Here is a 23229-nt window from a genome sequence, read left to right on the forward strand (position 1 = left end):
TAAACCTATTTTTGTTCATTATGTTGACTCTCAGCTACGAATTTAAACTCAAACCAACATCCCGCCAGGCTCAAACGATGGAGTCGTGGTGGGAAATCTGTCGGCAAGTTGGCAATGATGGGCTGAGAGAACGCCAAGATGGGATCCAATCCCGAAAATCGCCTGTCAACGCCTGTCGTCTGGGAGGCGAGTACGTCATTCCTGCCAATCCCCCTCGCCATACCTCTGCCAGTCAGTGCCAGGCATTAACACCAGCCAAGAAAGACTATCCCCAATTAAAAATCCCCCAACACAAGTCTGGCAGCAAATGCTTCGGCGTAGCTCAGCACAAGTCTATTTTGTCTTGGGTCTGTTTGAAGGGCGGTAAATACTTGGCCAAAGTAGAGGCCAAACAGACCAGTCAAATTTGTCCCCATTGTGGCGTCCATACGGGGAGAAAGCTGCTTTCTCAAAGGACTCATTTTTGCTCCCACTGTGGCTATCAAACCCATCGAGACGTGGCAGCAGCACAAGTGGTCTTGAGTCGAGCTGTCGCCAGTACTTCCACCACAGGGCGGAAAAATGCTCGTCGAGGGTCCCTGTTCGCTGGGGATGGGTTCGCATAGCCAATCTATCTAGGCACACCCAATGAAGCAAGAATCTCACGAATAGCATTCGTGAGCGTGTCAACGAAAGGCTTGTTCATATGGCGCAAGGTTTCCAAGAAAAGGAATTGCTTCTTTTCTTGCAGTCTTATTGAAATGGATGAAATGGGATTTTTAGGGGATACGAACAATCGTAGAAAAAAGAATGTAGCGTTGGAAATTTTTGTACATACCACAAAACCAGTTTTTTGCCAAGCTGCCCCTATTTCCCTTTACAAAAATACATCCACATAGAGGGGGTGGCAAAAGTTTCCGTCCCCAAAAAAATACACGCAGTTATGGAAATGGAAGCAACTTGAAGAAAAATTGCTTACACTATATACCCAATACTATGAGTTTTGATTTTACTATTTTCCATCCCCATGGGTCAAGGGGGCACGATCGCGTGGCTAGTTGACAAAATTCTCAATTATTTGGAGGGTTTTTCTGGAGAAACTTTTTCTGAGAGATTGGAAATACGAAACGTTTTGCTGCTAGCGATTGGGTTAAGCTTATAAGATTGGCATGGTGAAGCGGTGAATAGCGATCGCTCTAACCAAAAACATTCTTTATGCTTTGTATCATACAAATCCGCCCTGCGAAGACCCAAAAAATTGCCTCACCTCACCACCTGCAGTCCTGTTTCCACTCCTCCTGCTCAATCTCAAATGTGGTTTGTACGCATCGGATTCCGGATCGAAGGGGGATTTGGTTGTTCTATCTTGCCGGATTTCCTCAAAAAGGACTTCTACCATTTCTCAAAAACAATAACCGTCTCCATTTTTCTCTAATTTCCCACTAGGGGTGCAAACGCATGGCACCCCTGCCAAAACCTTCCAACTGTCGCTTGCAAGATTTTCCAGAAATGGAATTAGCCAGACTTTGCCTTGGTGGATTTGCTGGCCGTCGATTTCTTCGACTTGCTGCTGGTGGACTTTTTCGCCGTCGATTTGCGAGTTGATTTTCCCTTAGCAGCCTTTTTCTCCTCAATTAGCTCGATCGCCTTTTCCAGAGAAATCGTATCCGCCGTTTCTCCTTCCGGCAAAGCCACGCTGGTACGGCTGTGCTTGACGTAAAAAGCATCCTCTTCTTGGTCGAAGAGTTTCACCGGCTTGCCATCTTCGGGATGCTTGCCCAACTCCCGCCACTTCTGCTGGGATTTTTTGCTAGTCGTTTGGCTGGTTTTGCTACTTTGACTGCTTTTTTGGTTATTTTTACCGCTTTGCTTGCGTTTGCTTTTGCGCAGTTGGGCTGCATTGATAAGTTCCACCGCTCTGGGTAATTCCACGGTTAACACATCATCCCCAGCTCTCAGGGAAGCATAGGTTTTCCCTTCTTCCCCGTGGTGAACCACGTAAGGACCGTAGCGTCCAATCCCCGCTTGAATTTTGCCCCCCTGGTCGGGATGAGTACCCAAATCTCGGGGTAAAGCCAGCCACTTCAGAGCCATTTCGGGAGTCACGTCTTGGGTTGCCGTGCCTTTGGGGAGGGAAACCCGCTTGGGTTTGGTTTTTTCGTCCCCATCCCCCAACTGGACGTAAGGACCGTAGGGACCAACCAACACATACACCGGTTCGCCGGTTTCTGGATGGGTGGTGAGTTTTTCCGGTCCTTCGGTTTTCTGCTTGACGATTTTTTCCACTTGTTCCTTGTCAATATCCGCAGGAGGAATATCCCGGGGCAAGGAAGCGTTGACAGGTCCGTCACCGTTGGCTTCGGCTTCGACGTAGGGACCAAATTTGCCAATGCGGATGGTGGCATCGAGGTCTTCTAATTCCACCGTACGTGCCGATGATGGGTCGATGCGGCTTTCCTGTTGTTCTACTTGTTTGGCTAGACCTTTTTCGCCGCGATAGAAGTTGTCTAGATAGGGCAACCATTCCGCATCGCCGGTAGAAATTTTGTCCAGGGTGGCTTCCATGCGCGCGGTGAACCCGGTATCCACCAAATCGGGGAAGTATTCTTCCAACAGGCTGGATACGGCAAAGGCGGTGAAGGTGGGAATGAGGGTATTTTTGCTCAGGTAAATATACCCCCTATCGACAATGGTACCGATAATGCTGGCGTAGGTACTGGGACGACCGATGCCTTCGCTTTCTAAGGTTTTGACTAGGGAGGCTTCGGTATAGCGGGCTGGGGGTTTGGTTTCGTGGGAAACCGTTTCGATTTCCTGGCATTCGGGGCGATCGCCTTGTTGTAAAGGTGGTAAAATAACTTCGCGGTCTTCCAAGGCAGCTTCTGGGTCGTCGGACCCTTCTACGTAGGCGCGTAAGAAACCAGGGAAATCAATGCGTTTGCCGGTGGCTTGAAACCCGGCGTCTTCTACTTGCAAAGCTACAGTGATATTGGTTTGCTGGGCGTCGGCCATTTGAGAGGCGACGGTGCGTTTCCAAATTAGGTCGTAAAGTTTGCGTTCTTTGCCGGCAAGACCGGTTTCGGCTGGGGTCCGGAAGGTACTGCCGGCGGGACGAATGGCTTCGTGTGCTTCTTGGGCGTTTTTGCTTTTGGTACTGTACTGTCTAGGTTTGGGACTGAGGTATTTTTTGCCGTATTTGTTTTCTACGCACTGACGCGCCGCTGCGATCGCTTGTTGGGATAAGTGCACCGAATCCGTCCGCATGTAGGTGATGTAGCCTTGTTCGTACAGGCTTTGCGCCACCCGCATGGTTTCCCTAGCCCCCATGTTCAGTTTGCGGTTAGATTCCTGTTGGAGGGTAGAGGTGGTAAACGGAGGCGACGGACGGCGTTTGCTGGCGCGTTCTTCCACAGAAGTCACTTCCCAGGGTCGATCCGCCAAGCGATCGCGCAAAGCTGCGGCATCCGCTTCCAACAAGCGTACCACATCCCGTCCCTGGGCAATATCGCCAGTTCTGGGATCGAAATCGTTACCGCTTGCCAATCGTTTGCCACCCAGGGTCACCAGTTTGGCTTCAAAGGTTGCCGATTTGCCTTTTGCCGACGAGGGACTTTGCAACGTGGCTTTCAAATCCCAGTAACTGCCGGAACGAAACGCACGCCGCTGGCGTTCCCGTTCTACAACCAGGCGCACGGCCACCGATTGTACCCGACCGGCAGACAGACCGGGGGCAATTTTTTTCCACAGCAACGGCGACACGGTATATCCCACCAAACGGTCCAAAATCCGGCGGGTTTCCTGAGCGCGCACCAAATTTTCGTCTACATGACGGCATTCTTGCAAGGCATTGCGGATGGCTTCCTGGGTAATTTCGTGGAACACCATCCGTTTGGTGGGAACTTCCGGTTGCAGCACTTGCAATAAATGCCAGCTAATGCTTTCCCCCTCGCGGTCTTCGTCGGTGGCGAGGATGAGTTCGTCCGCTTGTTGGAGGGACTCTTGCAGCTGTTTGACGGTTTTCTTTTTGTCTTTGGGAATTACGTACAGGGGTTCGAAGTTCCCTTCTACGTTCACCCCCAGCTGCGCCCATTTTTGGCCTTTGTACTGGCTGGGAATTTCTTTGGCAGACTGGGGTAAATCGCGAACGTGGCCCATCGATGCCTCGACTTGGTATTCGTTGGGCAGGTAGTTGCGAATCGTACGTGCTTTGGTTGGAGATTCTACAATAACCAGGGTGGACATGGAGGATCGGCAAAAGGCAGCTAGACTAGAAAGCCAACATAGACAGAAAACAACTCATTTGTCAAGTCTTTCTCGGGGAAATTTATTGGTTTTTTCCAGGGAGAAACGAGACACAGCTAGAACTACGCACAATCTAACAATTCATCAATAATGCGGTTGGCTTGGTATTCGTACCCACCCCCAAAAATATTGAAGTGGTTGACGATGTGGTAGAGATTGTAGAGTTTTTTGCGACGTTCGTAGCCGTTGGAGAGGGGCCAGGCTTGGTTGTATGCGCGGTAAAAGTCGGGGGAAAACCCACCGAACAATTCCGTCATGGCAATATCCACTTCGCGATCGCCATAGTAAGCAGCCGGATCGAAAATAATCGGTTCTCCCTCTGCTGTAACGGTAGCATTGCCGCCCCACAAATCGCCATGCACCAACGAGGGTTGCGGGTAGTGACCGGCTAGCAACTGAGGAATGGTTTCCAGAAATTCCTGCTGGCGCGGAAAATGCCCCCCTCGCCGCGAAGCCAACTGGAACTGATAGGCCATGCGATGTTCCCGCCAAAAATTAGCCCATTCTTCGGTCCAGGTATTGATTTGCAGCGTGGACCCAATGGTATTGTTTCGCCGCCAACCAAATTCTCCCGGTCCCGGACAACGGTGCATTTGCGCCAGCTGGTAGCCCATTTGTTCCCAGGAATGCTTGTCGCTTTTGCCGCCGAGTTCTACCCACTCCATGACGATATACGAGGTTTTCTTGGTGGTTCCGGTACACAGGGGATAGGGAACGCGAATGGAATGGGTATCCCACATGTCTTTGAGGCCCAACGCTTCCGCTTCAAACATATCCAACTCGCAAGCGCGGTTGGTTTTGACAAAATAGGCCCTGCGACCGTCGCTGAGATAGTAAGCTTGATTGATGCATCCGCCGCCTACAGAACGGGTTTGCTGGGGTTGGAAGGGAACGCCAGTTACTTCGGAAATTTGTGCGGCAATTTGGTCCCACATGTTGTTTTTTTGGCTTGGATGGGCGAGTTAAAGGCTTTTGGGTCCACAAAAGGAAATTACTGTTGGGCCAAAGCTTCTAGCAATTTTTCTCCCATGGCTTTACATCCCAGTTGCTGCATTCCCTCGGACATGATATCGCCGGTACGGTAGCCGGCATCGAGCACTTGGGTAACTGCTTGTTCGATTTGGCTGGCTGCTTGCGGTTGGTCCAAACCGTAGCGTAGCATCATGGCAGCACTGAGAACTTGCGCTAGGGGATTGGCTTGGTCCTGACCGGCAATATCCGGTGCCGACCCGTGAACGGGTTCAAAAACGCCGGGCTTGCTCTCTCCCAAACTGGCGGAGGGCAACATGCCAATGCTGCCGGTAAGCATGGCGGCAATATCGGATAGGATATCCCCAAATAGATTGCCGGTGACAATGGTATCAAATTGTTTGGGGGCGCGTACCAGTTGCATGGCGGCGTTGTCTACGTAAAGATGGGATAGGGTGATGTCGGGATAGTCTTGGGCTATCTTTTCCACCCGATCGCGCCACAGTTGGGAAACGGAGAGGACGTTGGCTTTATCCACCGAACAAAGTCTACCTTGCCGTTTTTGGGCAATTTCCAAGGCAACTTTGGCAATGCGATCGATTTCGCTGGCGGTATACGCCATGGTATTAACGCCCCGTTTTTCCCCGGTTTCGGTCTGAAAAATTCCTTTGGGTTCGCCGAAGTATACGCCGCCGGTGAGTTCGCGCACTACCATGATATCCACACCGCTGACAATTTCTCGCTTCAACGGCGAAGCGTTTGCCAGCTGGGGAAGTAAGGTGGCAGGACGCAAGTTGGCAAATAGTTCCAATCCCGACCGCAATCCCAACAAACCGGCTTCCGGACGGCGGTGACCCGGCAAGCCATCCCACGCCGGACCGCCAATGGCTGCTAGCATCACCGCATCGCTGTGGCGACACAAGTCTAGGGTTTCGCTGGGAAGGGGTTTGCCGGTTTCGTCAATGGCGGCACCGCCGATGAGACCTTCCTGAAATTCCCATTCTAAGTCGAATTTGCTGGCGGCGGCTTGGAGAATATCGACGGCAACGCTGATAATTTCCGGTCCAATGCCATCGCCGGGTAATAGGGTAATACGGTACTTTTGGGTCATATGGGTACAAACAAATAGATACTGGGGAGAAGTCCTATCTTATCGGTTTGCTGTCCCAGAAGAAAATTTCTTTGGCCATTTTTTCAAATTTGTTTGAGTTGGTTTTCCATGGCCGTGGAAACCGCTTCAATGGTGCGAACGCGGGCGTAATATTTATCATTTCCCGGTACAATCGTCCAGGGCGCAATTGGGGTACTGGTGCGCTGGATGGTTTGATTCACCGCTACTTCGTACAAGGACCATTTTTCCCGATTGCGCCAATCTTCTGTGGTGAGTTTGTAGCTTTTGAAGGGATTTTCTTTACGTTCGTAAAACCTTTTTAGCTGTTCTTCGGGGCTGATGTGCAGCCAAAATTTTACCAATACGTAGCCGGCACTCACCAGTTGCGATTCAAATTCGTTAATTTCTCGATAGGCACGCCGCCATTGAGCTTCGGTGGCAAAGCCTTCTACCCGTTCTACCAAGACTCGACCATACCAACTGCGATCGAAAATCGCAAGCTGACCTGCCGGGGGTAATCGCCGCCAAAATCGCCACAGATAGTGGTGTTGCTTTTCGTCTTCTGTGGGGGGACCAAAAGCGCGAACTTTGTAACTGCGGGGGTCTAACACATCTGTGAGGCGTTTGATGGCCCCGCCTTTGCCGGCGGCATCCCAACCTTCAAAGAGAATTAAAACCGGTACTTTATTTTGGTAAATTTCTTGCTGCAACTTGCGCAGGCGAATTTGCTGCTCCCGCAATTTAGCTTTGTATTCGTCGTGGGAGAGGCTGAGGCTGAGATCTACCGCACTTAAAAAATCTGGTTCTGTGGGAGACAGTTGGGTTTGCGGGGTTGCTTGCGGTGCTGGTTGCTGTCCGTGCAAGCGGTCTAAGGCTTCGGTTAGGGATGCGGCCATTTGCGTTAAGACTTTAACGCGCGCCCACCGTTTGTTATCTCCTTCTATCAAGGTCCAGGGGGCAACGCCGGTGCTGGTTTGCTGCAGCATTTCTTCGGCAAATTCGGCATATTGTGAGTAATTTTTGGATTGTTGCCAGTCTTCCGGACGCACGCGCCAGGCGTCGAGGGGATCTTTGGCGTATTTTTTGAGTCTTTTTTTGAGTTCTTTTTTACTCAAATGAATCCAGAATTTGGCGATCGCAGCGCCGTCATCTACCAACTGGCGCTCGAAGGCGTTGATTTCTTGAAAAGCAGTTGCCATCTGCGATTCTGGAATTCTCCCAAACAAGCGGTCTTCCAAAACGTGGGTGTACCAGCTGTGGTAAAAAATGCTGAATTTTCCCCGTTCGGGGAGTTTCTGCCAAAATCGCCACAGAAAGGGATAGCGGCGTTCGTCAGCTGTCGGCGGCCAAACGGGATGCACTTCAAATCCCCGCGGGTCCATATAGCCCACCATTTTTTGCAGCAATGCCCCTTTGCCAGCGGCCGCCCATCCTTCCAAGACAATGACCACGGGCAGTTTTTTCTGCCAGCAAGCCTGCTGTAGCGATCGCAGGTTGCGCATGAGCGGCATGAGTTCTTGTTTGTAAGATTCTTTGTCTAAGGATAAATTTAGGTCTAAGGTTTCTAGCATATATGGTCGGCAAAATTTCTGCAAAGTTACTTAATTTTAACGGTTGCCCCCTGAAAAAAAACGCAATCAAAAACACAATTTCACCAGAATTTCAGAAATTCTCCCCAAACAATGGTGGTGCCCTGTTGGCCGATCGCGACGGCTAGGCTAAATCCCTACCGACGGTTGCGGCCTGGCGACGGGATGCGGGTAGGATGGCGCTCGTGCAACAAAAACCCGCCGACACTGAGTTGGTTGGAAAAGAGAAAATCCCAGATAAAATAGGATCGTCGGCAAAATAATCCCAGCAAATGAGAAAATAGACTCATCTTCCTGTCTTCTCCACTCGGTCACCCCGATGGACTATAAGAGAAATCCAAAAAGTTCATCTCGAACATTTAAATAATTGAACAATTCTTTCGATAGAACCGTTCGGTTGGTAGCATCGGAAATTAACCCATAATTAAGCTGCCTTCTTGCCGGGGAGCAACGTAGATGGATTTAGAATGCTTGCCCTATCGGGTCGGTCATCAGGATGGAGAAGGGATTTGCCTCTTGGTCAAGATGGGCACCCGTCGGATCCTATTGGATTGCGGTGTCGAGGATCTATCGCCGTTGTTAACGACGGACAAGCACCCTCCTGCTGATGTGGTATTGTGCAGCCACGCCCATGCCGACCACGCGCAAGGCTTGTTAGCTTTACATCAAGCGTTTCCCCAACTGCCTGTATACACCAGCGAAGTCACCAGTCGCTTGCTACCGCTCAACTGGCCCGATTACCCGTGGTACGAGGTGCCTACATTTTGGGAAACTTTGCCCTGGCGCCAATCCATCGAGCTGGACCGGGATTTGACTGTAGAAATGTTTCCTGCGGGTCACCTACCGGGGGCGGCGGCTTTTTTGCTCACCTATACGGGATACATGGAAACGGAAACGCGCCCGCTGACACTATTTTATACGGGAGATTTCTTGCTCTCCAACTCCCGCATGGTGCAGGGGTTGCCTTTAGAAGATTTGCGGCGCTTGCAGCCAGATGTGTTGGTGGTGGAAGGCAGCTACGGCACTTCTCGCTTTAGCCATCGCCGCGCCCAAGAAAATCAGCTGCTAGAACGCATTGCCCAGGCAATTTCCATGGGACAGTCGGTGTGTTTGCCGGTGCCGGCTTTGGGTTTGGGACAAGAATTGTTGATGTTGCTGCGCAGCCACCACTTGTTTTCCGGGCGGCCTTTGGATATTTGGGTGCAAGGGAGCGTAGCGATAGGCTGCGATCTATATTTGGATATTTTATCCCACCTGCCGGCCTCCGTACAGAATTTTGCCTACCACCAACCCTTATTTTGGGACGAACGGGTGTATCCGCGGGTCCGCCGGCTGAGTGCCGAACAACGGGGCAGTTTGGGAAAAACCCCTTGCGTGGCGATCGCGGATGCTACTTTCGATTTGGAAGCCTACCGCCACCCGGAAAGCGGACCTTGGTTGGTGCTGCGATCGCAAAAACCGGGATACGGAGAAACTCCCACCCCCAGCGGTCCATTCGTACATGCAGCAAATACCCTATTTGAATCTTACTTGCTTTCAGAACATTGCGATGTTACAGGAACAACACAACTAATTCATAATTTGCGCCCGCAACACGTGATTTTCGTTCACGGGGCACCTACTTATTTGGCGGATTTGACCAATCTACCAGAGTTGCGCAATCGCTATCACTTACACGCCCCAGACGCGGGGAATTTGGTGGAACTCCCAGTGAGCGAAACCTTCCACGAGAGCAGCACAGTTTCCGATACCACTTACCAAGGAGAAATCGCGGTTACGGAAGAAGGAGTAGCGGTGACGCTACCAGGAACGCTAGAAGAAGATCCCCGCTGGCAGGAACTGGCGGATACAGGATTTGTGGAAGCACGCTGGCAGGGAGAGGAGTTGGTGATGCGCGGCATTTCCCAACGGGAATTCATGAGTCAGGAGCAAACTCAAGGCATCCCCGACCAGCAAGAAGCTTGCGGTACCTGCCGCCATTTCCGCAGGCAACGCTGTTGGAACCCTGCTTCTCCCTTGTTTGAGTTAAAAGTGCCGGCGGATGGGTATTGTCCGGCGTACGAACCGCTTTCGGATGATTAGCTTTTGCGGGTAGGGAAACGGTGGAGAAACGCGAGCGTCGGAGATGGACCGGTCAATAGGAATCAACTTGGCGAGCGGGTTAACTACTTACCAACCGATAGGGAAAGCTAAAACTGGCCCAAGCATCCATATCGAAGGCGTAGTAATCGGAAGAAACCCCCACTTGTTGGGCAGCTGGGCGGCTGGCTTCGTGGAGGTCTTGTAAAATGGCTTGGGCGATTTCCAGGGCATTGCCCAAAGGTCCAATGGGACGACCGGCAACGCTGCTGTGTTGGGCAATTTGCAAGTATTCAATTGCATGTTTAAAGGGCGAGCGGCTGCATACCAGTAAGGTTTCCGTCAGTCCGGGCGGACCGGGTAGTTTCCATTCGTAAGAAGAAGAGGGTACGGGGAAGGTTTTAATTTCTCCTGGTTGGATGGCATAGTTGGATAAATCTTCTGTTGATGTAGAAGCAGTTAAGGGAAACGGACATAAAGCGATCGCTTTGGCATTGGTATTGAGTCCGAAAAAGAGAAAATGAACCGGGCGGTCGGAAAGATTTTCTAACTGAAATTGCACCTCGGTTCCTACCGGCATGGAAACAAAGCCCGATTCCACCTTGCCAGCACTGGAAGCCCCCGGTTCCGCTCGGTTTTCCGTGACCCGTCGGGTTTCTTGGGAAAGCAGCACTTGCTGGCGGTAATCGTCGCCGGCGGTGAGGGTGGCGCGAATGCCTAGGCGCGAAGAGTTCACGTTGTTGGTCAAACGCAGCAGTTTCATGGCCAGCAGAGTTTTTAACCGGGGCAGCAACCGCTGTACGGCAGTTTTAATGGCTTCGCCCCCCTGACCGGCAGTGTTGGGGATCAGTTCTTGGGCTGGGGAGAATAAGGCATAGCTCCCTTGAACTGGTGAAAGCAAAGCCGTAGTTGGACCAGCCAGGCGATCTAGCTGTACGCGACTAAAGAGATAGTCAGCAGGTTGTTCGCCAGCGACAATAGCTGAAATTTCCGTGTAGTAGGAAAAGGCGCTGGTGGCATCTACCCGCTCGATGCGTTGCAGGGCGGTATCGAGGGCGACGGTCAAGCTAACGGAACGGGGAATGACGCGGATGTATTCGGTGGCCAGTTGCCCCACCTGTAAGGATTCGATCGCGGGGGATTTGGAGGGAGATTTGCCTTCTGGGGCAGGTTTTTGCCAGGGTTGTACTTTGGCTTGCAAGCCGTCGCGGGCGATGGCTTGTACTTGGGTGGTGGTTGTTTGGGAACCATTCCTTTGGGGAACCACTGAAAAGACAGAAGAACTGCCGTAGTTTTCCAACACCAACCCCGGCAAACCACCCAACCATAGGGTAGCGGTTCCATTTTTGGCATCGATGCCAGAGATCGCGCCGTCTACCCCTTCCGGTACTTGATTTTGGGGAGAAAACCAACTATCGAGGGTCAGAGAGGATTTGGGGCTGCCCCACCCTGGGCGATCGCCAGGCAACCACAGTTGCGGTTTTTGGTACTGCCACACCTGTTGTACGGCGGAAGCACTGCGTTGCAGCAAGCGTGGGAAAAAATCGCTACTTTTACCACACCATAGGTTTTGGGTCAAGGTATAGCTCAACAAACCGGCCCAAAAACCGTACCAGTGAGCTTCCACCGCAAACTGGGAAGCATCGGCAGCCAAAAACACCAGTCCGGGGGGCTTGGTGGCAGACCCTTTCCCGCCAGCAGACCGTGTGGCAGAGGCTTCGTTCTCGCGGGCAGGCAAAGCACGCACGCGCAGCAATCCCTGGGTCCCCTGTCCTGGATAGGTAAAGCTCGTATCCAAAACCGTCACCAGTTTTTCCGCTGGCAGCCGATGCATCCACGACCACAACTCGTTCAAAGGCAAATGGGGGCTCTCGCCGGCGAGGACCAAAGCCCGACCTGGCCAAATCGTTGTCTCCTCTAGCGATCGCTGTTTGGTGGTTTTTTGGAGATCGGCATCCAGCAACTGGCGACCATACCCGCTAAAGTGGAACAATACCAAATCTTCTGAGCTGGCTTGCCCTTGCAAATGCTCCTCAAACTTGCTTTCCAGCGTTGCTCTGGTAGCCGTACCATCGGTAAGCAGCACCACATCTTCCGGGGCAAACCCGAAGCGATGCACCAGCAATTGTTTTTGCAGTTGCAAATCTTGCAGGCACCCTTTGAGGGGATGTTCGGCGTATGCGTTAATTCCCACCAGCAAGGCTAGCTTGCGCCGACTGGGCTGGGCGAGGGCTTGGTAGTAGCGCTGCCCAAAAGGTGCCAATCCCGCCGATTCCAGTCCCAGCGTTGCTAATATCCAACTGGCTGTTTGGACAAATTCCCGTCGTTTCATGATTGGCTGTATCTGTCTGTACGCACGCGCGAGCGCGATTGGTGGCTGGCTCGTTTTCGGGAGCATTGGAAAAAGGAAAGATGGGCAAGAGGGGGGAGCTGCGGGTTGTTGCGCCCCCTTCCCAAGCTCCCATGCACCTATGCACCCATGCACTCATATTCCCATCTTCAGACCTATTTTTGTTGCATAGCGCTCGCCAGTTCGGCAGCAACTTCCGGACGAGAAAACTCCGGTGGCGGTAGTTCGCCGCGACGCAGCATTTCTCGCACTTTGGTCCCCGAAAAGTGAATCCGCTGTTCGGGAGTGCTGGGACTGGTTTTTACAGTAGCCATTTGCTTGGTAATGGTGCAGTAAAAAGCATGTTCGAACCGCATGGGGGTAATTCCCAGCTCTTGGGGGTCGAACTCGTCGAAAATCTTCTGGGCGTCGAAGGTGCCGTAATAGTCTCCAACGCCGGCGTGGTCGCGACCGACAATGAAATGGGTGCAACCGTAGTTTTTACGCACCAGGGCGTGGAAAATAGCTTCTCGCGGTCCGGCGTAGCGCATGGAAGCCGGGTTGATGGCCATAATTACCCGGTCTTTGGGGAAATATTTATCAATCATGATTTCGTAACAGCGCATGCGCACGTCCGCCGGAATGTCGTCGCTTTTGGTGACCCCCACCAGCGGATGTAGGAACAAGCCATCGACCACTTCCAGGGCGCATTTTTGGATGTATTCGTGGGCGCGGTGAATGGGATTGCGGGTTTGGAAACCGACAATGGTCTTCCAACCGCGTTCTCGGAACAAACGCCGGGATTCGGCGGGATCGATTTGATAGTCGGGAAATTGGGGATGGGGTTCGCGCTCTAGCAACCAAACTGGTCCGGCGAGATACATGGACCCTTGCTCGTAGAGGGCTTTGACCCCGGGGTGGTTGGTATCGTCGGTGCGGTAGACGTTAATGGCCTCGTGGGCTTTGTTGTAGCTATATTTTTGTGTCAGTTCCAGAACGCCGACAAACCGACCGTTGGGGTCATCGAGGCGGACCCATTTGCCTTCGGTGAGGGTATCGGCAATTTCTTCGGAGACTGGCAAGGTGATGGGAATCGACCAAGGCAGACCGTTCGCCAAACGCATTTCGCGAACGACAGACTCGTAATCGTCGGAGTCCATAAACCCAGCCAACGGACTAAAACCGCCAATGGCGATGGTGACCAGGTCGGATAGCGATCGCTCGCTGAGGCGTACCCGAGGCAAACGTTCGGCTTGGTCGAGGAACTCTTGTTTTTCTTCAGGCGTGGCAACACGCTGGACCAAATGACCGCCGTGGGGAGCAATAATCTCCTCTGTTTTCTGGTTCAAGGTGATTCCTCTTGCTGTTAACTGCAACGACCAAAAACCATTTCGGTTTTTCTCACCTTTTATCCTACTTTCTAGAGGGACGTTCGGCACATTTTATTTTTCCCCAGCCAATTGAGCGGTTTCGCGAGGGTTGGTTTCCGCCTGAGTGGTGTTTTGGGGGCGTTCGATGACCCCACCACCTAGCAACAAGTCACCGTCGTACCATACGGCTGCTTGTCCGGGGGTAATGCTAAATTGCGGTTCGTCAAAGGTAATTGCCACCCGGTCGCCTTGTGGCGTGATGGTTGCTGTGGCTGGCTGGGTACGGTAGCGTACTTGCACTTGGGCGCGGATGGGTTCTGTGGGTTGGGCAATGGAAACCCAGTTGACGCCGGATACCGTACAAGTCCGCTTGTGGGCACTTTCGCGATCGCCGACAATGACGCGGTTGTTGTCAGCATCCAAAGCCACCACGTACAGGGGTTTGCCCGCAGCTACGCCCAGACCTTTGCGCTGGCCGATGGTAAACTGATGGATACCGTTGTGGGTACCCAAAACCTTGCCTTCGGTATTGACGATTTCCCCGACTTGATGGTCGATGTATTGGTCTAAAAATTGGCGCATGGACCCGTAATGGTCCGCCAGGCACAAATCCTGACTTTCTGGCTTGCTGGCAGTGTGCAATTGATACTTCGCCGCCAGTTCGCGGGTTTGGCTTTTGAGTTGGTCCCCTAGGGGAAACAAACACCGGGAGAGGATGGCTTGGGGCATGTCGTAGAGAAAGTACGACTGGTCTTTTTGCGGGTCTACCGCCCGGCGCAGTTGGTATCGTTGGGTGACTTCGTCGTAGTGAATTCGGGCATAGTGCCCCGTGGCCATGCAATCGATGCCCAGTTCGTCGCGGGCATACGCCAGCATGGAGGAAAATTTCACGTTTTTATTGCACTGGGAACAAGGCAGGGGCGTGACGCCGGAAGAATACCCCTGTACCAAAAAATCCAAAATATTTTCTTGAAATACCTCTCGGGTATCCACCACGTGGTGGGGAATGCCCAGCTGCTCGCAAATATAGGCAGCATCGACCATCCCTTCCGAACAGCACTGTCCTTTGCCCTTCATCAGCCACAGGGTCAATCCCACCACTTCGTATCCTCGATTGTGGAGAATGGCTGCTGTTGTGGAACTATCGACGCCCCCAGACAGACCTACCACTACCTTAGTCATTGTTTCGCCAAAACCTTTACAAATGCAACACTTGTGTTTCTAAAGTAACGTATATTGGTCAGTGGTGGCTAGTGGCGATCGCATGTCTCGACGTTGGTTCCCCCAGCCGCCCCATGTATCATGAAAAATCAGGCACATTTACAAAACCAGACTTATGAGCACTACTTGGGAACTCGACTTTTACTCGCGTCCCATTGTGGACGAAAATAACAAAAAAATTTGGGAACTTTTGGTCTGCGAAAGTCCGATGGAGGTCGCACGGGACCCGGATTCGTTGTTTCGCTTTGCCAAATACTGCCCCAGCAATCAAGTCAACTCTATCTGGTTGACCTCGGCATTGCAAGAAGCTATCGACCAAGCCCCATCACCGCCGGTGCGAATTCGTTTCTTTCGCCGGCAAATGAACAACATGATTAGCAAAGCTTGCAAAGATATGGGCTTGCAGGCGGTTCCCAGCCAGCGAACCGTAGCCCTCAGCTGCTGGTTGCAAGAACGCATGGAAAAGGTCTATCCCCAAGACCCCAATTTTCAGGAATCGGCGATGAATGCCCCGGGGGTACGTTTCAATGCCCCCACCCCCCAACCCCTACCGGATGCCATGCGGGGGGAAAAATGGGGCTTTGTCAGTTTGCCTGCCCAGGAATTTCAGCAAATGAGCGCATGGGAAATTTCTTTTGGGGAGGGATTTCCGCTATCGCTGCTGGATATCGATCCTAAAACCCCAGTTCCCGGCTTGATTGTTTTTTCCCGTCGTGCCACGCCCCTGGCGGCTTGGATGTCGGGATTGGAGTTGGATGCGATCGCATTTCACGAGTGGGCATCGCAGTTGGTGCTGGCGACTGGTTTTAGCGAAGCTTGGATTTTGGCACAGCTAAATGATGATACTACCCGCCAGGAAGCACAAGGGTTCCAGCAGTTGAAAGAAAAAGCAGGGGGCTTGCATTTTTTGGCGGTGCAGTCAGACCCCAATTCCGAGTCTTTTGCGGGATTTTGGTTACTGCAAGAGTTGGATTTGGCTTAAAATGAAGCGACTCCCTGGTTTTGCTGGGGGAAGTTGATTGTTGAATAGATAGACAAGGAATCGCGGCTTATGGGTTCTGCCAAGGGGAATGCCGAAAACCTAGCAGATACGTTAATAGCGCTGGCCAAACGTTCTGGTGCCCAAGCGGCGGAGGTGTTCCAGTCGCGATCGCAAGCCAGACCGGTCTTTTTTGAAGCCAATCGTTTGAAGCATTTGGAAAGCAACGAGTCGGAAGGTACGGCTTTGCGGTTGTGGCGCGATGGTTGCCCGGGATTGGCGGTAGCCCATGGAGAGGTCGATCCCCAGGCGTTGGTAGACCGCGCGATCGCCATTAGCAAGCTCAATCCCCCTGAAGAAATTGAACTCCATGAAGGCATCGAGGGCAGGTATCCGGATGTGGGGCAAAGTGTCGGTCTGGAACAGTTAGTGGAATGGGGGCAAGAGGCGATCGCGCAAGTACGACCAGCCTATCCGGAAGTGCTGTGCCAAGCTGAGTTTACCTGCGAGACGGAAACCACCACCCTCACCAATTCCCAAGGTTTGTATTGCTCCCAAACCGACACGACTCTCAGCAGCTATTTTGCCGCCGAGTGGGTCCGCGGCGATGATTTTCTCACGGTGGAAGACGGGCAAACCCAGCGCGACTCCCTCGATCCCAAAGCCCTCACCCGCAACGTTTTGCAGCGTTTGTCGTGGGCGCAAACCAACGTGCAACCGATTTTGGGGCGGGTACCGATTTTGTTTACTTCCAAAGCCGCCGATATGCTCTGGGAAACGATCCAAGAGGCGTTAAACGGCAAACGTGCCCTGGAAAAAGCCACGCCTTGGTACGACCGCTTGGGATATGCCGTACTGTCGCCAGCCATTACCCTCTACCAAGACCCCAAGGCCGGTCCGTTTAGCTGTCCTTTTGACGATGAGGGCACCCCCACCAGCAAGCTAACTTTTGTGGAAGATGGGGTTTTAAAATTATTCTACTGCGATCGCGCTACCAGCAGAGCTTGGGGATGGGAACATCCCCCCGGGGGCAGTGATGGGTTGCATCCCACAGGCAACGGATTTCGCCCCAGTTTGGGCAGCTATCCCACCCCTGGTTTGTATAATTTTCTAGTAAAACCGGGCGAGCGGGGTTTATCCCAAATGATGGCAGACCTCAACGAAGGCATCATTGTGGACCAAATGTTGGGCGGTGAAATTGGCCTGTCCGGGGATTTTTCTATTAATGTAGAGTTAGGCTACTGCATCCGCGGTGGCGAAGCAATCGGTCGGATTAAAGACACCATGGTGGCAGGCAATATTTACAAAGCCCTCAACCAACTGGTGTATCTAGGCAACGACGCCGAGTGGAATGGTGCCATTTATACCCCTTCTCTGGTAGTAGATGGGTTAACTGTTACCGGACGTTGTTCGTAGTTGCAAGAATAGGGAACAAGGGCATCGGGTCATGGGGGCATGGGAAACAAACAATCAATTTATTTCCTAAATCTCCCCATCTCCCACGCGCCTATGCCCTCACCTTCAACTAACCTTACTTTACTAGATCCTGCTATATGTGGCGTTATTTGCAATTGGAGCAATACGGTCGCAAACTGCTGAACGGGTTTGCGAAGAACCTAGGAAAACGAATCGCCACGTTCTGGGTGCCATCTACATGGATCAAACCAAAACGTTTAGCGCTGATTGAAGCTTGCATTATTGGCGTCATCTCCGGACTGGCGGCAGTATTTCTCAAGCAAGGAACTGGCTGGCTGGGAAGCTTTCGACTGCAAGCTTCTGAAGGATGGGGCGCTTGGCTAATTTTACCCCTGGTCGGCGGCTTGGGAGGATGGCTGGCTGGTTGGTTGGTGCAGCAGTTTGCCCAAGAAACCAGCGGTACAGGGGTTCCCCAGGTCAAAGCAGCACTGAATGGAATTCCCATTGCCCTCGACGGTCGGGTGGCGTTGGTGAAGCTGGCATCGACGACGGTGACCCTGGCGGCGGGATTTCCCTTGGGCAGGCAAGGTCCTACCGTCCAAGTGGGGGCTGCCCTGGCGGCTTGGCTGAGTCGTTGGATTCCCACGTCGCCAGATTATCGCCGTCAGTTAATTGCAGCGGGAGCAGCGGCTGGTTTGGCGGCGGGATTTAATGCCCCGATTGCTGGGGTTTTATTTGTTGTAGAAGAACTTTTACAGGACTTATCCAGCCTCACCTTGGGACCGGCGATTTTGGCTTCTTTTGTGGGGGCTGTGGTTTCTCGTTTGTTAGGGGGAGACGGCATTGATTTGAATTTGGAGATGACCGCCCAGCCGAGTACCAGTTTTTCGGCGGTGGAAATTCCTTTTTACTTATTTTTGGGATTGCTGGCGGGGGTATTGGGCAGTTTTTTCCAAAGGGGCGTTTTGGGCGGTCTTACGTTTACCAATAAAGTGTTGCATTGGAGTTTGCCCCAAGCTATGGCGATCGCGGGATTTGCTTGCGGTGCGATCGTCAGCATGTTACCGCCGCTATTTTGGAACAATACTGGTTTGCGAGAAATGATCGTCACCGGCGAAGCCAGCGTCTCCACCGCCGCGATCGCATTTTTTACCCACTTTTTGCTTACCATTTTGGTCGCCAGTTCTGGAGCGCCGGGGGGATTGTTTGCTCCTTCCTTAGTTGTGGGAGCGGCTTTGGGCTATATGGTCGGGGTTTTTCAAATGGAGTGGTTGGGCGTCGCTTCACCCATCACATACGCCCTAGCAGGGATGGGCACTTTTTTCTGTGCTGTTTCCAAAACCCCCATTGCTGCGGTAACAATTGTTTTTGAAATTACCACCGATTTTAATGTGGTTCTGCCTTTGATGATTGGGTCGGTGGTGGCTTACTTGGTGGCAGAACGCATGACCACAGAATCCCTCTACGATCGCATTTTAGAACTAAAAGGCTACCGGCGGCGATCGCGGCGGCTGGCTACCAACAACTTGCTCACTCAACTGCGGGCACGGGATGTCATGCAGCGGCGTGTGGAAACTCTCCCCAGCGATATGACCTTAGACCGGGTGGCAGAAATCTTTTCGCGATCGCGCCATCGGGGATTGCCGGTGGTGGAAAACGGCCAACTGGTAGGCATCCTCACCCAAAGCGACCTAGCAGAACGCTATACCGCCCCACATCTGAAAGTAAGTGATATCATGACCCCCCATCCCCTCACCGTTACACCAACGGATACTTTGCAGGAAGTGCTATACCTGCTCACGCGCTACCGCGTCAGCCGCCTACCAGTTACCGAGGGGCGTCGCTTGGTGGGCATTATCACCCGCAGCGATATTATTCGTGCCGAGTCGGAATATGTGAGCCAAGAAGTTTCCCTGGAAGGCAAATTAGAACCTTCTTACAAAGTCTACCAAACCCGTGCCCCTGCCACCGGCCGCGGTCGCATTTTGGTACCCCTTGCCAATCCCGAGACAGCCAGTGGTTTGTTGCACATGGCAGCAGCGATCGCGCGAGAGCGGGAATACGAATTAGAATGTCTGCATGTGATTCGCATTCCTTCCCATAACTCACCGATGGAAACAGCGGTTGATATAGAACCAGGTAAGCAGTTGGTCAACCAAGCCACTGCCATAGGTGAAAAGTGGGAAATTTCCGTACACACGCAAATCCGCATCGCCAATCGCGTTTCCCACGCAATTTTAGAAACCATCAAGGAGCGTCATATAGATATCCTACTTATTGGATGGAAGGGCAATACAGTAACCCCCGGGCGGTTATTTGGCAATGCGGTGGATATTCTGCTGCAGCAAGCTCCTTGCGATGTGGTGTTGGTTTCCGGGTTGTTTGCGAATAAGGGGTCTTTCAAAACGCTAGCCACTGGTGAGCAGAACAATTTTACTACACCCCTGCTGTTCAATCGCTGGTTGGTGCCCGTGCGTGGTGGTGTCAATTCCAAAGCAGCTTTGGAGTTGCTACCGGCTTTGCTCACCTTTAGCAACCATCCCTATATTCGTCTTTGCCAGATTTTCGATCCGGCGGCGGGCTCAGGGTGGAACCCAGAAGATAGGCAGCGACCTCTAGCCGCTCAGGAAGCGTCTGCCTATTTAAAAGCATTAAAGACATTTCAAAATAAGTCGGCTACATCTACGGTGGCTGCGGCTAGCGTTCCCGGTACTTCTGTAGCCGATGCGGTAATTAAAATTGCCAATAATAACGCTTACGATGTGGTTTTGCTCGGTGCCAGTCGCGAAGGTATGTTGCAACAGGCGATTAAAGGCAATATCCCCGCAGCAATCGCTTCTGGATGTCGCTGTACTACGATCGTCGTACGCAAGTGCGATTGAAGGCTAGAACTTGGCCATCAGACCCAACGCCAACAAGTAGAAATAAAAAAAAGTCAGGAAAATTCAGAAACGTAAGCCCGCCTAATATTTGATAAAATATGTTTATATAGAAAAGCTATTGCCATTCTTCCAAATTATGAATACGCTAAAGAATAGAAGAAATTGAAACGCCACTGTTGTACCATGTACCTAGCAAATAGAGAAACCCACCAATCCCCCCAACCCTACATCTCAAACAAATTTCTAGCCATCCCCACCCAGATTCGTCCCCTGCAACCAATCCGCCAATGGCTAGAAAACTTAGAAATCAATACCCCCGAACTTGCCCGCTCGATCTGCCAGATGATTCCCGCTCAGTGTCCGTTTGCGCGAGATATTCAAATCGCCGGACGAACCCTGATTCGCATTCCCCCTTTATGCAAACTAAACCCCCTGTACGAAGAACTTATCTGCCTGCGTTTTCGGGCTTTGTGCTACTTGGTAGAAGAATGTGGAGAAGATGTTTCGATCTAAAAGCAAACATGGCACCCTCGAACCATCCTCAACGGCGCTGCCATTTCATCCATTGGGAAAACAAATTGAAAACTCTCGGCGTCAATAACGTACGCTTGTAAGCATCAGCTGCTTTCTTGATCGCTTCTGCTTGGGTGGGATAGGGATGAATAGCACGGGAAATGGTTTTGAGTCCCACTTTCCCCACCATAGCTACGGTCAGTTCGCTCACCATATCTCCCGCATTGGGAGCAACAATGGTGGCACCCACAATGCGATCGCTACCCTTGCTAACATGGATTTTCACAAATCCTTCTTCATCTCCATCAGCGATCGCCCGATCCACATCCGACATAGACACGTAAAACGTATCCACATCCATTCCTTTCTCCTTAGCCTCCCGTTCGTACAACCCCACATGAGCCACCTCCGGCAGGGTATACGTACACCAGGGCATGGTCAGCGAACTCAGCTTTTGCTGCCCCAACCCAAACGGCGAAAACAAAGTATTCTTAATTACAATCCGCGCGGCAGCATCAGCAGCATGGGTAAACTTCCACTTCATGCACACATCGCCAGCCGCATAAATATTGGGATTCGCAGTTCGTAGATTATCGTTCACCATCACCCCGCGCCGGGGATGGTAGCGAACCCCCACCGCATCCAAATTCAAACTTTCAATATTGGGTTGGCGACCTGCCCCCACCAAAATCTCATCAACCGTGACAGAAGTGGGCTTCCCATCAGCCGTATAGTGGATAATTTTCTGTCCATCTTTCACTTCCACTTGCTGCAGTCTGGCATTCAAAGCCAGTTGCATCCCCTCGTAAACAAACTTTTGTTGTAAAATGCTGGCCGCATCCGGGTCTTCCCGGTCCAAAATGTTAGCGTTTTTGTGCAGCAGAATTACCTGCGATCCCAAATAGTGAAAAGCCTGTGCCAACTCGCAACCGATAGGACCGCCCCCGATAACCGCTAGGCGTCTGGGGCGTTCCGTTAGGGAAAATACGGTTTCGTTGGTGAGGTAGCCCGCTTCCGCCAACCCAGGCACCGACGGCTGTGCAGCCCTCGCACCAGTGGCAATGACCGCTTTTTTGAATGTAAGCTGCTTGTCGCCCACTTCCACCGTATTGCTATCGACGAAACGACCTTCCCCCAAAAACACATCAACGCCCAAATCTCGAAAGCGGGATGCCGAATCGTTGTTGCTGATGTCAGCACGCAATTTCCGCATCCGTTCCATAACAGCGGCAAAATCCACTTCCGGTGCGCCGGCAGCAACCCCATATTTGTGGGCATTGTAAATTTCTGCGACCGTACGGGCGGAACGAATCACGCATTTGGAAGGTACGCAGCCGACATTGAGACAGTCACCCCCCATGAGATGTTTTTCCACCAGGGCAACTTTCGCCCCCAAACCGGCAGCACCAGCGGCAGTCACCAAACCGGCGGTGCCGGCACCAATGACAACCAGGTTGTAAATCGGTTCTGGTTCGGGGTTAAGCCAATCGTGAGGATGAACTTGGGAAACCAAACACTGGTTGTAGCTATCCCAAGGCTGTACGGTAATCGGTTCGGTTTCGGCAGACATTAGGAACACCTCAAGCAATCATATTTTGGTTGTGGGAAATTTTTCATCGCGGATAGGGCAAGCAATAGCCGGGAGCTATCCTTGCTAGCTGTTGTTCGAATCAACAGATTCCCTGGGATTCGGAGCGCTAATTTCGCTGTTGAGGGCTTGTTTGGCAATCTTGGTAATGTAGACAGTAACGGCTACAGTCGCCACAAAGCCAATGATGCGAATTGCCCACTGAATGGTAGAAGGCGTATCTACCTGCTGCGACCCCAAGGTTGCCAAATTTTTCACTAGGGAACCTACATAAACGTACATAATGGTACCGGGCAAAATGCCCAACGTGCCCATGACGTAATCTTTGAAGCTTACTTTGGTTAAACCGTAGGCGTAGTTGAGCAAATTAAAGGGGAAAATCGGCGAGAGGCGGGTAAGCAAGACTATTTTTAGCCCTTCTCTGGCAACGGCTTCGTCAATGGATTGAAACCGCTGGTTGCCTTGGATTTGCTTTTCTACCCAGCCACGGGCTACGTATCTACCCACAAGAAAAGCAGCGGTAGCGCCAATGGTGGCAGCTATAAAAACGTAGACCGACCCCATGGCGACGCCAAATAAAATGCCTGCTCCCAGGGTAAGTACGGAAGCGGGAAAGAAGAAGACCGTGGCTATAATATAAATGCCCATGAATACGGCAGCAGCCAGAGGTCCTAAACGATCGATCCATTGCAGCGCGCTAACGAGATATTCTTGCAAGTTGAGTTTGGTAAGACCGACGACCAATAGTGCTGCTACGGCAGCAATACCTGCAAATTTTAGCAGTTTTTTGGCTTTGGTGTTGCTGGTTCTGGTTTCGGTGGGTTGTTGGGTCATGGTATTTAGCGACGATGGTTGTCTCCTTGATAGCATGTAGGAGAAGGATTGACTTGGGGTGAAATCCT

At 51.9% G+C, this 23229-nt stretch carries 15 protein-coding genes; 6 read left to right on the forward strand and 9 right to left on the reverse strand.

The annotated features are described in order from the left end of the window. A partial coding sequence (locus tag AS151_RS00005; protein WP_244532778.1) for a zinc ribbon domain-containing protein occupies positions 1 to 605 on the forward strand: 605 nt, incomplete at its 5' end. 889 nt (positions 606 to 1494) lie between these two features. On the opposite strand, the gene topA is transcribed toward AS151_RS00005, so the two are convergent. The 4 genes from topA to pap form a co-directional block, all read right to left on the reverse strand. Then, positions 1495 to 4221, reverse strand: coding sequence for a type I DNA topoisomerase (topA, locus tag AS151_RS00010; RefSeq protein ID WP_071515023.1), 2727 nt, complete (start codon positions 4219 to 4221; stop codon positions 1495 to 1497). A 122-nt stretch (positions 4222 to 4343) separates the two neighbouring features. Continuing rightward, positions 4344 to 5216: a fructosamine kinase family protein gene (locus AS151_RS00015; RefSeq protein WP_071515024.1), complete on the reverse strand. Its 873-nt coding sequence runs from the start codon at positions 5214 to 5216 to the stop codon at positions 4344 to 4346. A 56-nt stretch (positions 5217 to 5272) separates the two neighbouring features. Then, positions 5273 to 6361 (reverse strand): 3-isopropylmalate dehydrogenase, encoded by a 1089-nt coding sequence (gene leuB / locus AS151_RS00020; RefSeq protein ID WP_071515025.1) that lies wholly within the window; start codon positions 6359 to 6361, stop codon positions 5273 to 5275. Positions 6362 to 6444: 83 nt separating this feature from the next. Continuing rightward, positions 6445 to 7932: a polyphosphate:AMP phosphotransferase gene (gene pap / locus AS151_RS00025; protein ID WP_071515026.1), complete on the reverse strand. Its 1488-nt coding sequence runs from the start codon at positions 7930 to 7932 to the stop codon at positions 6445 to 6447. A 474-nt stretch (positions 7933 to 8406) separates the two neighbouring features. Between pap and AS151_RS00030 the strand changes: the two genes are divergently transcribed. Beyond that, positions 8407 to 10032 carry an MBL fold metallo-hydrolase gene (locus AS151_RS00030; protein ID WP_071515027.1) on the forward strand — a complete coding sequence of 542 codons (1626 nt, stop codon included), beginning with the start codon at positions 8407 to 8409 and terminating at the stop codon, positions 10030 to 10032. Between the two features lie 79 nt (positions 10033 to 10111). Here AS151_RS00030 and AS151_RS00035 read toward each other — a convergent pair whose 3' ends face one another. The 3 genes from AS151_RS00035 to mnmA all read right to left on the reverse strand — a co-directional run bounded on the left by AS151_RS00035 (position 10112) and on the right by mnmA (position 14910). Further along, a complete protein-coding gene (locus AS151_RS00035; protein ID WP_071515028.1) occupies positions 10112 to 12361 on the reverse strand; it encodes a caspase family protein in 2250 nt (749 codons plus the stop codon). A 173-nt stretch (positions 12362 to 12534) separates the two neighbouring features. Beyond that, positions 12535 to 13707 (reverse strand): sulfate adenylyltransferase, encoded by a 1173-nt coding sequence (gene sat, locus AS151_RS00040; RefSeq protein ID WP_071515029.1) that lies wholly within the window; start codon positions 13705 to 13707, stop codon positions 12535 to 12537. A gap of 93 nt (positions 13708 to 13800) precedes the next feature. Beyond that, the gene (mnmA, locus tag AS151_RS00045; RefSeq protein WP_071515030.1) at positions 13801 to 14910 is read right to left on the reverse strand and encodes a tRNA 2-thiouridine(34) synthase MnmA; all 1110 of its coding nucleotides are present in this window, start codon (positions 14908 to 14910) and stop codon (positions 13801 to 13803) included. Between the two features lie 154 nt (positions 14911 to 15064). Between mnmA and AS151_RS00050 the strand changes: the two genes are divergently transcribed. The 4 genes from AS151_RS00050 to AS151_RS00065 all read left to right on the forward strand — a co-directional run bounded on the left by AS151_RS00050 (position 15065) and on the right by AS151_RS00065 (position 20739). Further along, positions 15065 to 15931: a Tab2/Atab2 family RNA-binding protein gene (locus AS151_RS00050; protein ID WP_071515031.1), complete on the forward strand. Its 867-nt coding sequence runs from the start codon at positions 15065 to 15067 to the stop codon at positions 15929 to 15931. Between the two features lie 69 nt (positions 15932 to 16000). Then, a complete protein-coding gene (locus AS151_RS00055) occupies positions 16001 to 17344 on the forward strand; it encodes a TldD/PmbA family protein (RefSeq protein WP_071515032.1) in 1344 nt (447 codons plus the stop codon). Between the two features lie 227 nt (positions 17345 to 17571). Then, the gene (locus AS151_RS00060) at positions 17572 to 20226 is read left to right on the forward strand and encodes a chloride channel protein (protein ID WP_244532779.1); all 2655 of its coding nucleotides are present in this window, start codon (positions 17572 to 17574) and stop codon (positions 20224 to 20226) included. A gap of 183 nt (positions 20227 to 20409) precedes the next feature. Continuing rightward, entirely contained in the window at positions 20410 to 20739 is a 330-nt protein-coding gene (locus AS151_RS00065) for a Mo-dependent nitrogenase C-terminal domain-containing protein (RefSeq protein ID WP_084639294.1), read from the forward strand. 28 nt (positions 20740 to 20767) lie between these two features. Here AS151_RS00065 and AS151_RS00070 read toward each other — a convergent pair whose 3' ends face one another. Continuing rightward, positions 20768 to 22309, reverse strand: a complete 1542-nt coding sequence (locus AS151_RS00070; RefSeq protein ID WP_071515033.1) for a mercuric reductase — start codon at positions 22307 to 22309, stop codon at positions 20768 to 20770. A gap of 84 nt (positions 22310 to 22393) precedes the next feature. After that, complete coding sequence (locus AS151_RS00075) at positions 22394 to 23161, reverse strand: TVP38/TMEM64 family protein (RefSeq protein ID WP_084639295.1); 768 nt, start codon at positions 23159 to 23161, stop codon at positions 22394 to 22396. Positions 23162 to 23229: the final 68 nt, after the last annotated feature.

Source organism: Geitlerinema sp. PCC 9228 (assembly GCF_001870905.1).
Taxonomy (GTDB): Bacteria; Cyanobacteriota; Cyanobacteriia; order Cyanobacteriales; family PCC-9228; genus PCC-9228.